This is a genomic window from Pseudomonadota bacterium (genome assembly GCA_039033415.1).
Classification (GTDB): Bacteria; Pseudomonadota; Gammaproteobacteria; order Xanthomonadales; family SZUA-38; genus JANQOZ01.
Genome location: JBCCCR010000038.1, coordinates 13,584 through 26,911 on the forward strand (window position 1 = coordinate 13,584; position 13,328 = coordinate 26,911).

General features: G+C 63.9%; 10 protein-coding genes. 4 read left to right on the forward strand and 6 right to left on the reverse strand.

Features of this window, described 5'->3' with window-relative positions:
• The gene (locus AAF358_23830; protein MEM7708607.1) at nt 1-972 is read left to right on the forward strand and encodes a methyltransferase; all 972 of its coding nucleotides are present in this window, start codon (nt 1-3) and stop codon (nt 970-972) included.
• On the opposite strand, the gene AAF358_23835 is transcribed toward AAF358_23830, so the two are convergent.
• From AAF358_23835 to AAF358_23850, 4 genes are all read right to left on the reverse strand, one after another.
• Entirely contained in the window at nt 938-2,761 is a 1,824-nt protein-coding gene (locus AAF358_23835; GenBank protein MEM7708608.1) for a diguanylate cyclase, read from the reverse strand. The two genes, AAF358_23830 and AAF358_23835, sit on opposite strands and share 35 nt — an antisense overlap.
• Nucleotides 2,762-2,952: 191 nt before the next feature.
• Nucleotides 2,953-3,435, reverse strand: coding sequence for a hypothetical protein (locus AAF358_23840; protein ID MEM7708609.1), 483 nt, complete (start codon nt 3,433-3,435; stop codon nt 2,953-2,955).
• Nucleotides 3,436-3,507: 72 nt separating this feature from the next.
• Nucleotides 3,508-4,110 carry a TetR/AcrR family transcriptional regulator gene (locus AAF358_23845; GenBank protein ID MEM7708610.1) on the reverse strand — a complete coding sequence of 201 codons (603 nt, stop codon included), beginning with the start codon at nt 4,108-4,110 and terminating at the stop codon, nt 3,508-3,510.
• A gap of 104 nt (nt 4,111-4,214) precedes the next feature.
• The gene (locus AAF358_23850; protein ID MEM7708611.1) at nt 4,215-6,257 is read right to left on the reverse strand and encodes an oligopeptide transporter, OPT family; all 2,043 of its coding nucleotides are present in this window, start codon (nt 6,255-6,257) and stop codon (nt 4,215-4,217) included.
• A 169-nt stretch (nt 6,258-6,426) separates the two neighbouring features.
• On the opposite strand from AAF358_23850, the gene AAF358_23855 reads away from it, so the two are divergent.
• The gene (locus AAF358_23855) at nt 6,427-7,224 is read left to right on the forward strand and encodes a DNRLRE domain-containing protein (protein ID MEM7708612.1); all 798 of its coding nucleotides are present in this window, start codon (nt 6,427-6,429) and stop codon (nt 7,222-7,224) included.
• Nucleotides 7,225-7,301: 77 nt separating this feature from the next.
• Here the strand turns inward: AAF358_23855 and AAF358_23860 are convergent, their stop codons facing one another.
• A complete protein-coding gene (locus tag AAF358_23860; GenBank protein MEM7708613.1) occupies nt 7,302-9,278 on the reverse strand; it encodes an alpha/beta fold hydrolase in 1,977 nt (658 codons plus the stop codon).
• A gap of 72 nt (nt 9,279-9,350) precedes the next feature.
• Nucleotides 9,351-9,971: a peptide-methionine (S)-S-oxide reductase MsrA gene (gene msrA, locus AAF358_23865; GenBank protein MEM7708614.1), complete on the reverse strand. Its 621-nt coding sequence runs from the start codon at nt 9,969-9,971 to the stop codon at nt 9,351-9,353.
• Between the two features lie 119 nt (nt 9,972-10,090).
• Here msrA and AAF358_23870 point away from each other — a divergent pair, with 119 nt between their 5' ends.
• Together AAF358_23870 and AAF358_23875 are read left to right on the forward strand one after the other, a co-directional pair.
• Nucleotides 10,091-11,908, forward strand: coding sequence for an SLC13 family permease (locus tag AAF358_23870; protein MEM7708615.1), 1,818 nt, complete (start codon nt 10,091-10,093; stop codon nt 11,906-11,908).
• 3 nt (nt 11,909-11,911) lie between these two features.
• Nucleotides 11,912-13,321, forward strand: coding sequence for a serine hydrolase domain-containing protein (locus AAF358_23875; GenBank protein ID MEM7708616.1), 1,410 nt, complete (start codon nt 11,912-11,914; stop codon nt 13,319-13,321).
• Nucleotides 13,322-13,328 lie beyond the last annotated feature (7 nt).

Consider the following 13,328-nt stretch of genomic DNA (forward strand, 5'->3'; position numbering starts at 1 on the left):
CTGCGTTCGCGCGGCCGCCTGACAAACCCTGCTGAGACCCTGTGGATCAACCCGCCGGCAGACGGATTCTGGCAGCCCTTTGAGGCCAGCCAGGCGCTCACCTTTCATCACGGCGAGGCGGCTTTGCTGGCAGACCACCTGACGGTCAGCACCGAGCCCGTGCCCCGACCGGCCCGGCACGTTGTGCTTTACCTGCCTAAATCGAAGGCCCGCCTGACGCTGATGGTTGAGCTGGCGGCAGCCGGGCTGGCCGCGGGCGGCAAGCTGTGGCTGGTCGGCGCCAAGAAGGCCGGCGCGCCGTCAGCCGGCAAGCAGCTCAACGCGCATTTTGGATCGGTGCAAAAGCTTGATGCCGCCCGGCACTGCATGCTGTTTGAAGCGAGCGATGCTTTAGCCGGCCCGGACTTCGACATTGACCATCACTGGCAATCCTTTGACGGCCCTGACCTGAAGCTTGCCAGCCTGCCCGGCGTGTTCAGCCACGGCCGGCTGGACGACGCCAGCGCCATGCTGATTGAGAGCCTGCCGTCGCAGATGCCGGGGACCTGCCTGGATTTTGGCTGCGGCTGCGGCGTTTTGAGCGCGGTCGCCGCCCGCCGCGGCGCCACCGTGACAGCGATCGACTCCGATGAGCTGGCCGTGCGCTCCACCCGACGGACGCTGGCCGAGAACTGCCTGCAGGGTTCGGTGCTTGGCGCAACGCAGCTGCCGCGGCCCGATGAACCGCTTCAATGGGTGATCAGCAACCCGCCGTTTCACCAGGGCCTGAACACCGATCTCAACGCCACCCACCAAATGCTCAACGACGCCGCGGCAAGCCTTTCGAGAGACGGTGAGCTGTGGCTCGTGGCCAACCGGTTTCTGGATTACCCCAAACGTCTGGCGGCTTTGTTTGATGTCGTTGACGAGCCGGCCGGCGACCGCTCGTTTCGCGTGCTCAGGGCAAGGCGTCCGAAATCTCATCCGCGTTAGGCGGGATTGGCACATCCCCGGTTGCCACCACCCGATTGCGGCCCTGCCGCTTGGCCTCGTACATGGCCTTGTCGGCGATCCGCACCAGATCGCGGTAGGTGCGACCATCCCCTGCCCGCAGGCTGGCAACGCCGATGCTGGCAGTGACGCCAAACGCCTGGTCCTCGCTCACCACCTTGAGCATTTCGATGCGCTCGCGTAGTCCCTCGGCGAGCGGCCAGATCTCGTCCGGCGCAATATCCGGCAGCAGCACAAAAAACTCTTCACCGCCGAACCGGGCCAGGATGCCGGGATAGTCCAGCAGCTGCTCTTCCATCGCTCGCGCCACCTGGCGCAGACAGTCGTCGCCCGCCATATGTCCACGCTGATCGTTCACCTGCTTAAACTGATCCAGGTCCACGACAATCAGCGTGAGCGGCCGGCCGTGATCGATGGCCTCCGCCCACAGGCGTGTCAGCGACAAATCTAGATGCCGGCGGTTGTAGACACCCGTCAGCCCGTCGCGCTGGCTCGACTGCTCAAGCACCCGATTAGCGGTCTCCAGGCGGGTTAACGCGTCGTTCAGCTCAGCCGTCCGCTCGCCCACGCGTTGTTCCATCTCGGAGCGTGCCTCAGCCTCCATGCGTCGGTTTTCTTCCTGCAGCAGCCGGAAGCGGTAGGCGAGCGCAAACGACAGCAGCACCATCTCGGCGGCTGAACCGATCTGCATCCCGTAGGTCGTCACAAACGTGCGCGGCATGAAGCCAAACGATACGCCGGCGTAGGCCAGCATGCCGGCAATGAGCAGCCCCCAGGCGAGCAGGAAGTAGCGCGCCGGCCGATAGCCCTGCGACCAGGCGCGCACGCCGCTGGCCAGCACCGCCACCGCTGAGACAAAGACCATGCCGGTCGCAACCTGCACCAGGTAACGATAAGACACCACAAAAGCCGCGATGGAAATGAGCGCCAGCACCACCATCAGCAGCAAACACACCTGGTCGAGCCGCGGCGCCGAGGTTCGCAGCGTGAGAAAGCTGCGGCAGAACTGCAGCATTGCCATTTGCGCCAGCGGCAGCATGAGCAGAATCGCGAGGTTGGCCACCTGCGGATCGCCCGGCCAGAAAAACTGAAAACTGAGCCCGTTTAGCGAAAGCTGGAGCAGACCGAAGCTGGCCACGTAGAGCACGTAGTACAGAAACGTGGTGTCCTTAAGCGTCAGAAACAGCAGCAGGTTGTAGGCGGCCAGCGCTAGGAGCACGCCGTAAAGCAATCCCATCCCCAGCTGGCCTAGATAGTTGATCTCCGCCAGCGCCAGCGGCGTCACCAGCCGAAGCGGCACCTGGACGGAGCTTTCGCTGGACACCCGCAGGGCGAGCTTCACGGTCTCTCCGGCCGGTACGGTGACGGGGAAAGAAAAATGGCGATGCGCAAAGTAGCGTCGATCAAACGGCTCCCGATCGCCGCCCGTCAATTGCTGGACCGCGCCCGACGCCGTTTCAAGGTACAGATCCAGGTGGTCCAGCAACGGGTATTCCAGCAGCAGGATCCACTCCGACTGCGGATGGGTGCGGTTGCGAATTTCGCCGACAAACCAAAAGGCCTGTGTGGAAAAGCCGTAGTTGTCGAGCGGCGCAAGCGGTTGGAAAAGCTCGGACGACAGGGCGAGCACCTGGTCTCGGGACAGCGCGGGATCCACCGCCACATAGCGCAGCGATGTCGACAGCTCGAAGTTGTTGACCCCCGGTTCCAGGTCGATGGCGGCCGCCGTGCTGATCAGCAGCAGCAGCGCCGTCAGCAGCCCTGCTTTCATGGTTCTTGTCCCAGGCTACGGCGGCAGCCCGCGGGCGAGCTGGCATCGCATCCGAATTAACCCCACCGATGACCATAGCACGAAACTCGTCGTGCATCGGGTGGGGCAGCCTAGGTCAGCCTGGCTCCCTCGGGCGTGACGAATACCGGGTCCGGCCATCCCTGGCGGGCCCGGTGTCGATCAACTTCGGATCAGCCCCCGAGACCGGGACCGAGCAGCGCCAGGGTCAACAAAGCCCAAGCGCTCGAAAAAAGCACGGGTTCCGCTCGCTCCGCGTGAGCCAATAGGCTCGCCGCTCCAACCAAATAGGCGATGGCGACGAGCACGGGCGCGCCTGGGAGCGCCGCGACGCTCAGGGCGACCATCATCACACCCACGCCTGCGTGCAGCAGCGCTGCCCAGCCACGCGACCGGTCCAACGCCAGCCAGAGCTGGATCACGCCAAAGCCAGCTGCCAGCGCGGCGAGCACCCGAAGCTGCTCCCCGCCGCTCAGCAGGGTCGAGGCGGCCAGGGCGGTGACGCCGAGCGCGATGCCGGTCGTCATCGAGCACAACGCGCGGCAAACGCTGCCGCTCAGGAAGTTGCCGAAGCGGCGTGGCGCCGAACGCCCACCGTTGGCGCTGGCAGACGGCGCGGCCGGGTTGCCGCCGATCACTTTTTGCATTGCTGACATGATCTATGCCTCCTAAGTTACCTACTGAAAAGTAAGTATTAACTCGAAATTTTACCGTTTTGGCACACTTAGCTAGATGTCTACACCCGCCGCTGGCTGATCCGACCGACTTCGGTACAGCTCCTGGCGAAACTGTCCGGCAATCTTCTCCACCAGATTCTGGCCTTCCAGCCGCGACTGCTGCCGGGCGCCTGACATGGCTGCCACCAGCAGCTGCGCCTTGTCGGCGGCCTCGCCGACAAACCGGAACTCGCCGCTCTCGCGGCCCTCTTCCAGCACCTCGGTGAGAAACTTCACCACGCCCTGCCAAAATCGGGACAGCGCGTCGCGGACTTCCGTCGACAGACCTTCCCAGCTGGTGGTGAGCGTGCTCACCGGGCACAGCCGAAGCGAACTACCGTAGTGAGTCTCGTAGGCAAAATAACCCTCGAGCTGCTCGCGCGGCGCCAGCGTCGCCCGGGCTTGCCTCATCTGCTCTTCCATCTCGGCGGCAAAGTCTTCCACCAGGGCCAACCCAAGGTCCGCCTTGCTGGGGAAGTGATAGTGCACCGCCGCGTTCTTGATGCCGAGAAAACCGCTGATGTCGCGATAGCTGAAGCCCTCAAACCCTCGCTCAGTCAGTAGAGACCGGGCGCGATCAATGATCTGTTCTCGGGCGTTGCTTAAGCGTGGCATCTGGCCTCTCGCATTAACTTACGTGTTAGTAAGTTTACCGAAATGACCCAAAGATGCAAGTCCAACAAAAGGGCAACAACCTCGGGCGAGGGCCCGCGCGCCGCTCAGCGAATGAGCGATCCGCGATATTGGTAAATGATCAGCAGCAAGAGCGCGGCGCTCCCCAGCGCACCGGCAAACGCAAAACCGCTGAGCAGCGGCAGCGGCATCACAAACGCCGCCACGATGGCCACCAGCACGCCCATGAGCGCCTCGCCGGTAATGAGTCCGGACGCAATCAGCAGACCTTTACCCTGCCCGGCACTGCGCTCCGCTTCCGGCAGGTGCCGGGCTTTCTGCGCCACGCGGTGGGCGAGCAGCCCCCCGATAAAAATGGGCACCGACAGCCCGAGCGGCAGGTAGACGCCAACGGCTACGGCGAGCACCGGGAAACGGAAGGACGACCCCCGCTTCTCCTGGATCTTGTCCAGCACAATCAGCACCACCGCCAGACCAAAGCCCATAAAGATGAAGTTCCACTCGATACCACCCCCGAAGATCCCGGTGGCAAGCGCCTGCATCAGGCCGGCCTGGGGCGCCGCCAGCGGCTGTGCGTCAGGGTTGATCGGGCTGGGCCGGCCGATCCCATAACCCTGATCGAGCACGCCCAGCACAAACGGAATCACCATCGCGGCGGCAATCACGCCAACCACCTGAAACACCTGCTGGCGCCAGGGAGTGGCGCCCAGAATATGACCGCACTTGAGGTCCTGCATGTTGTCACCGGCGATGGCCGCTGCCGAGCAGATCAGCCCGGCCAGATAGATCACCGCGATGGGACCGAGCGTTGCTGCGACGCCGTCGCTGCCCATGAGCTGAAGGAGAATGAGGGCTGAGACAATTACGGTGGCGATGGTGACGCCCGAGATCGGGTTGTTGGAGCTGCCGACCAGGCCCGCCATGTAGCCGGCAACCGATGCAAAGATAAAGCCGAAGATCAGCATCAGCGCGGTCATGACGCTGGCGATCAACACGCGATCTGGATAGTCGCCCAGCGCCAGGTAAAACACCCCGAACAGCGGCACCACCGCCAGCAGCGCGACCGTCGCCACGTAGTTGATCGGCGTGTCGTACTCGGTGCGCAGCAGGCCGCTGCCTCCGTCCCCAGCCGATCGATAGGCCGCCAGGCTGGCTTTGACGCCGCTGGCGAGCGGCCCCAGCAGGCTGATCAGCGACCACACGCCGCCGATCATCATCGCGCCGACGCCAATCCGCCGACAGTCCTGCCATGACTGGCCAGCGAGCGCGCCCCACTGGCTCGCCGTGAGCGTCGACCAGTCGATGGCCGGATCGATGCCCGTCGCTGCGAGAATCGACGCTGAATTAAACGCCCAGTTGAGCGGTACACCAATCAGCGTACCGATGGCGCCGCCGAGAAAAACCAGGACGGCGATGTTGAGGCCAACGATATAGCCAACACCTGCCAGCGCCGGGCTCAGGGTCACGTCACCGGTGAACAGATAGTTGCCTCCGAACCACGCGCGCGTTGCCGCCACGCCGCCGGCCAGCAGGCCGACGCCGGACTCCAGCAGCTTGAACACCGCGCCAAGCCCGGCCGCCTTCAGGAGCAGGCCAAAGCTCCGGCGGGCCGTGTCGTCCGCGCGGTACTCCGGGTGATCGCGGTCGGTCTCGATGCCGCCGGTTTTGAGCACCTCGGCGGTGGCTACGCCCTCGGGGAACTTCAGGCGGGCCTCAACGATCAGCGCGCGACGCAGCGGGACGGTAAAGGCAACGCCCAAGATGCCGCCGAGTACCGCAATGGCCACCATCGGCCCGTACTCGTAGCCCGACCAGGCGTTCATCATGACCAGCGCGGGGATCGTAAAGATGATGCCGGCCACTAGCGACTCGCCGGCGGACGCGGCGGTCTGCACCATGTTGTTCTCTAGCACCGTGGAGCGCCGGAACAGCCGCAGCACGCCCATCGACGCCGCGGCCGCCGGGATGGAGGCCGACACGGTCAGACCCACCAGCAGCCCGATGTAGGCGTTGGCCGCGGCCAGCAGCATCGACAGCACCGCGCCGAGCACAAACGCTTTCAGCGTAAATTCAACCAGACTTCGCTCGGGCGCCACCAGCGGCGCGGGTAACGGGGGCATTTGGCTCATGAAGAATGAATCGGGAAACGGAATGGCGCGAATGGTAGCAGACCGTCCTCTCCGCCCCTCGATTCTGTGATCGGGTCCACAGTTGGCGCCGGATTATGCTTAAGCCATCCGCTGACAAGCGATGAACCGGTCATTACACTAGAACGCTTGTAGCCCAGGAACTATCGCCATGCATGTCAGTTGGAAGCGCGCCGCTTTTGCCGCGGCGTTTTTGGTCCTGCCGCTCAGCGGCTGGGCCCAGACCACCATCACCCTCGAGCCGAGCCGCGATACCTCGCTGTTTGCCGAACCGGGGCTCGACCTGAGCAACGCTCTGGGGCCTCACCTGTACGCCGGCCAAACCAACAACGGTGACAACCGCCGCGCCCTGCTGGCCTTTGACTTCAGCAGCATTCCGGTGGGTTCAACCATCAACAGCGCTACGCTGACGCTGACCCAGTCCATGGCCGCGCCGGGGAGCACGGTCCGAACGTTTACCCTGCACCGCGTGAACGGCAGCTGGGGGGAAGGCACCTCAAATGCGGGTTCCCCCGGCGGTACCGGCGACTCAGCCACCGCGGGTGACGCCACCTGGACGGAGCGCATTTTTGGTTCGCAGTCGTGGCTCTCCCCCGGCGGTGACTTTGTTGCGACGCCCAGCTCCACCTCCGATATTCTGAGCCTCGGCGGGCCCTATGATTTTACGGGCCTGGCGAGCGATGTGCAGGCATGGGTTGGTGGGTCCGCCGTCAACGACGGCTGGATTTTGCTGGGCGAAGAGGACGACATCCGAACCGCGTACCGGTTCGAGTCGCGGGAAAACCCGACCGCCACGGCGGTACCTCAGCTTGCCGTGACGTTCGCCGCGCCGGTGACCGGCGGCGGCGGCGCGGGATCGGGCAACCCGACCGCAGTGCCCGGCCCGGGGCCGGTCGCCATCGTGCTGCTGATCCTGGCGATGGTGCTCGTCAGCCGACGCTGGTTCTAAGCCAGAAACGTTGAGTCAACGGACCGGGCGCCCGCTGGGGCGCCCGGTTTTTTTTGCCCGGCCGGCTAGCTTGTTTTCTAGAGCAGGTGCTGTTCAAAAAACAGCACCACCGCCTGCCGATAGATATCCTGGTTAGGCTTGCGGGCGTAGCCGTGACCCTCGTCCAGCGCGTTCATGTACCAAACCTTGGGACCCTGCTGACGCACGGCGGCCACTACCTGCTCCGCCTCGGTCACGGGCACCCGTGGGTCGTTTTCACCCTGCACCACAAACAGCGGCACCCGAATCTTCTCGGTGTTGTTGAGCGGGCTGATGCGGTTGAGAAATTCCCGCATCTCCGGGATACGCTCGTCCCCGTATTCGGGGCGCCGCAGATCCCGTCGATACGCCTGGGTGTTTTCCAGGAAGGTGACAAAGCTGCTGATACCGACCACATCGACGGCCGCCCGCAGTCGGTCTGAATAGTGCACCGCGCTTGCCAGCACCATGTAACCGCCGTAGCTGCCGCCGATGACTGCGACCCGGTCGGCGTCCAGGTCGGGCTGGGTGCCAATCCAGTCAAGCAGCGCGCCGATATCCCGGACGGAGTCCTCACGCTTGTAGCCGTTGTCCAGCGACAGATAGTCTTTGCCGTAACCCGCTGAGCCGCGAACGTTCGGTGCGATCACCGCCGCGCCGAGGCGATCGATCCAGAGTTGATAGGTGCTGCGGAAGGAGGGCCGGAACTGTCCTTCCGGACCGCCGTGAATGTTGATGATCACCGGGTGAGGCCCGCGGCTCCGCGGCTTGTAAACAAACGCGGGAACCGTGCGCTTCTTGCCGTCCACCTCATCAAACGTGGGAAAGCGGACCAGCTCGGGCACCGAAAATTTGTCCGTGTCCATACCGCCGACCTCGCTGTAGGTCCAGCGGGTGACCTCACCGCGTTCCAGCGGCGAGTCTTTGAGCGCCAGCACAAAGGTATCGCTGGGCGACTGGGGCGTGTTCAGGGTCATGGCCAGCGCACTGCCGTCCGGGCTGAAGCTCAGGCCGCCGACGATGCCCACCGGCAGCCCTTCAACCCGCCGATAGGTTTGGGTTGCCGGGTCGAGCAGATAGAGTTTGGCAAAGCCTTCCTCGTTGACCACAAATGCGCCGCGGGTTTTGTCGTCGCTCAGTGTCATGCCCGTCACGTCCCACGGAATGTCTTCCGTGATGATGCGGGCGGTCGCACCAGGCTCCAGCGTTTTATAGGCCAGGCGAGCAAACTGACTGCCCACGTCGGTCAGGTAGTAGATCCCACGCCCGCCGCGATCAAAGTCCGCAGCCAGATGCCGGCCGGCAACGTCGGGATTGCCTCCGGCGACCGTCTGCTTTTCACCGCTCGCCAGATCCACCAGGTAGATGCTCGAGCTGGTCGCCGACACATACTGCTGGACCAGCAGCTGCTCACCCTCAGGGCTGAAGGCCGCGGGTCCCCACCAGGCACCGTCGGGGGCTTCCAGCGCCACCTTGGCGCTGGCCGGCTGATCAAACGGCATCACCCAGATATCGTTCGACCGCCCGTTGCGACGGGTGCTTTGAAAAGCCATCAGCTCGCCCTTGTCATCCCAGAGCACTGAACCGTTGCGCGACTCACCGTCGCTGACCATCTGGCTTTTGCCGGTTGCCGGGTCGAACAGGTACAGCTGGTCAAACTCGCTGCCGCCGGTATCCATCAGGAAGCTGATCAGGTCCCCGCCGGGCTGACGCTGTACGCCGGAGACGGGCTCGGAGAAAAAGGTGAGCTGCTGTCGGGCGCCGCCCGGCATCGCTACCCGGTGCAGCTGGCCGGTGTCGCCGAAGCGCGTTGTGATATAGAGCGACTGGCCGTCACGCGCCCAGGCCCGGAACGCACCGGACCGTACGTTTTCATAGCGGTTCAGATCCTGGGCCAGCGAAGCGGGAATGTCCGGAATATCCGACAAGATCAGGTTCCCGTTGTTGAGCGTTCGTTCCGGAACCTCGTCAGCAGCGCCGGGCGCTACTCCCAGCACAAGCGCCAGCAAAGGGGTCAGCAAAAACCAATTTTTCATGGATGAATCTCCATCGATCCGGTGTGTATAAACGGTAGAAATGTGCCGCGGGACCAAGGCCGCGCTGGGGTGTTAGCTCACCGGGACTCCGGTGCCCTCAAGGCCGCAGTAGCCTAGCGGATTCTTGCTCAGATACTGCTGATGGTATTCCTCGGCATAGTAAAAGCCCGGTGAAAGCTCAATCTGCGTCGTGATGCTGCCGAAGCCCGCGTCAGCCAGCTGCTCAGCGTAGCGATCCCGAGAGTCCCTCGCGACCTGCAGGTGCCCGTCGAGCGCGGCAAAAATCGCCGACCGGTATTGGGTGCCGATATCGGTCCCCTGACGCATGCCCTGCGTCGGGTCGTGAGCCTCCCAAAACACCGAGAGCAGGTCCCCGAAGGCGATCACCTCGGGGAAGTAAACCACCTGAACCACCTCTACGTGGCCAGTCAGGCCAGTACAAACCTCTTGGTAGCTCGGGTTGGGCGTAAAGCCACCCGCGTAGCCCACCTGCGTTGAGTAGACGCCATCAAGCTCCCAGAACCGGCGCTCCGCTCCCCAGAAACAACCCATGCCGAAGACCGCAAGCTCCGAACCGTCAGGAAAGGGAGCCGCCATCTTGGCGCCTGAGACGTGATGGGCCGCAGGCGCCCGCATCGGGTCGTCGCGGCCGGGCAGCGCCTCGTCTCGTTGCGGCATCTGGGTGTTTTTCATCGTCTTTTGCGTGCGTGGTGAAGCGAACTACGACACGGAGCATACTTTGCCACAGGCGCCCCCTCAACCGCTGGCCGCCGCCGCCCGGGACCTTTATGATCCGCTCAATGGATATCACCATGCCCGATCCGCACGCCATAGCGGTACTGGCGTTGACCGGATTGGCGCTCATACTTTTCACCCGCGAAAACATTCCGCTGGAGACCACCAGCCTGTTTGTGCTTGTGGTGCTGGCGCTGGGTTTTCGGCTGTTCCCCTACGAGTCGTTGGAGGGCCGGCTGGAGGTTACGGACTTTTTCCACGGCTTCGGGCATAAAGCGCTGGTGGCGGTCTGCGCCCTGATGATTGTGGGCAATGGGCTGGTTCGCACCGGCGCGCTGGAGCCGGTCGGTCGCTGGCTGGCGAAGCTTTGGCGGCGGGGACCGCTGATATCCCTGCTCGCAACGCTGGTGATTACCGCCACGCTGAGTGCCTTTATCAACAACACTCCCATCGTGGTGCTGATGCTGCCAATCCTGATTGGCGTGGCGGTGCGCACGAACGCGTCTCCCACCGCCACGCTCCTGCCCATGGGGCTCGCGAGCCTGCTGGGCGGGATGTCCACGACCATCGGCACCTCCACCAACCTCCTGGTGGTCTCGGTGGCCGAGGACATGGGCGTGGCGCCGTTTGCCATGTTCGACTTTATTGTGATCGCCGGGCTGGCCGGTCTAGTGGCGATTGTCTACCTCTGGCTGGTTGCGCCTCGGTTGGTGCCACCGCGGCAGGCGCCGCTGGAAAACGTGTCATCGCGCGTGTTCACCGCCCAGCTGGTGCTGGACGAAGACAGTCCGGTGGTCGGCCAGACGCTGACTCAGGCGGTGGAGCGTACTGAGGGGGCGCTGAAGGTCGAAAAGATCCAGCGCGAGGTGGGCGTGTTTGTGACGCCGCTGCCGGACGTTGAGCTGCGCGCCGGCGACCGCCTCAGCACCTCCGACACGCCGAGCCGCCTGCGGGAGTTTGCCCGGCAGCTGGGCGGCAAGCTGTATTCGGGCAACACCCTGGTCGACGCCGAGCACCCGCTCACCGCCGGCAGCCAGCAGCTGGCTGAGGTGGCTATCACGGCAGGGTCACGGCTCGTCGGAACGCGGCTCAACCAGGCCCGCCTGCAGAGCCGCTACGGGCTGCGTTTCCTCGCGCTGCACCGGGCTGAGCGCCAAGAGTCGCGGCGCAGCCGCGACATCGACGAAGTCACGCTGCTGACCGGCGACGTGCTCCTCGTGCAGTCCACCCCCGAAGAACTCACCAACACCAAAACCAGCGGCGACTTCCTGGTGCTCGACGGCAGCACCACCCTGCCCCACACCAGCAAGGCACCCATTGCGCTGCTGACGTTGATTGGCGTCGTGGGCGCAGCGGCACTGGGCCTGGTGCCGATTGAGGTCAGCGCCCTGGCCGGCGTTTTCCTGATGATCATCTCCGGATGCCTCAACTGGCGCGACGCGACCAACGCGCTGTCCTCCCAGGTCATCCTGATTGTCGTGGCGTCGCTCGCACTCGGCGTTGCCCTGATGCGCACCGGCGGCGCCGCATTTTTGGCCGACCTGTTCCTCGCAGCCACCTTCGGCCTGCCGCCCTCCGCCGTGCTCGCCGGCCTGATTTTGCTGATGGGCCTGATGACCAACGTCGTTTCCAACAACGCGGCGGCCGTCATCGGCACACCGATCGCCATTGAGATTGCCACCCAGCTTGGCTTACCCGTAGAACCGTTTGTTCTCGGCGTACTGTTCGGCGCGAACCTGAGCTTCTGCACGCCGATGGCCTACCAGACCAACTTGCTGGTCATGAATGCCGGGGGCTACAAGTTCATCGACTTCGTTAAGGTAGGCGTGCCGCTCATGATCCTGGTCTGGATCACTCTGACCGTGCTGCTGGTCTACGCCTACCAGCTCTATTAAGTGATGGCGCGTTCCTGCACTGTCGTTTTCGCTTTCCTCTTTGCCTTGCTGGGTGCCGCGCCGGCGCTCGGCGACAGCTTTGCTGACCTAAAGAACGATCTGGAACAGCTGCGAAAGGACGCCGGCGTCGCCGGCGCGTTGGTGATGATCGTCGACAAGGAGGGGATCCGACACGCCGCAGGCCTGGGTGTCACCCATTGGGATCAGCCCGAGCCGATGCATCCCGACGTTTGGATCAGGATCGGATCGATCACTAAGGCGTTTGTTGGGATGGCGTTTGTCCGGCTCGAGGGTGAGGGCGAGCTGTCCCTGACCAAAACCTTGGCAGCGCTCAACGCTGATCGCTGGGTGCAGAACAATTGGGCCCAACAACACCCGGTGACGATCGCCCAGCTGCTCGAGCACAGCGCCGGGCTTACCGACATGGTGCGCGAGGAGTGGGACCACAACGTACCGCTGCCGCTGACCGACGCGCTCAAAGTCGCGCCGGAGTCACGTCGTCTGAAGTGGCCGCCCGGCGTTCACAGCTCGTACAGCAACAGCGGGGCCGGCGTTGCGGCGGCCGCGATGGAGAAACATCTCAATCGCGATTTCGAAACCTACCTGACCGAACAGGTGCTGCGCCCACTGGGTATGGCCGAGGCAACCTTTTCGGCGACGGTCAAACCCAAGCTGATCGGCGGCTACGACCGGGACGGTAAAACGCCAATCCGTTACTGGCACATGCTGTATCGGCCCTTCGGTGCGCTCAACCTGCCGTTTGCGGAACTGAGTCGCTGGCTCAGTCTGATGCTCGGCGACGGGATCCTGGACGGTAAGCGCCACTACACGGTTGAACAGCTTCGGCGCATGGAGAACCCGGCGACGACGGCAGCCGCAGGGGGTGGACTGGTCTTCGGCTACGGGCTGGGCAACTATCACCAGGCCCATCGGGGTTTCGTTTTTCACGGCCACGGCGGCGACGCGGATGGTTACCTTACCCACTGCGCGTATAACCGCGACGCCGGGCTGGGGTTCTGCGTGCTGATCAACGCTTTTCAGGGCAGCACGCTGCGGGCCATGCGGCGTCGCGTGATGGACTACGTCGTTGACGGTCTGACGCCCAGCTATGCGCCGGGCGTACCGCAGCCGATGGCTCACCTCGAATCCCTCACCGGGCGCTATACGCAGGCGACTCAGCGGTTTCCCGGCTCACAGGCGCCCTCTAGCCTCGAGGTCACCCTGCGCGATGGCCGCCTGATGCTGGTGCGCAGCAGCCGCGAGCAGCATCTGATGCCCCTGTCACGCTGGCATTTTCGGCGACGCTTTGAACCTGTTGCTACCACCGCGTTCATACCTCAAGACGGAACGATGCTGCTCCAGGGCCCTTTCGGAAACTTCGAAAGGACACAAGAAAGGCAACCGCAGCAATGACTTGTAG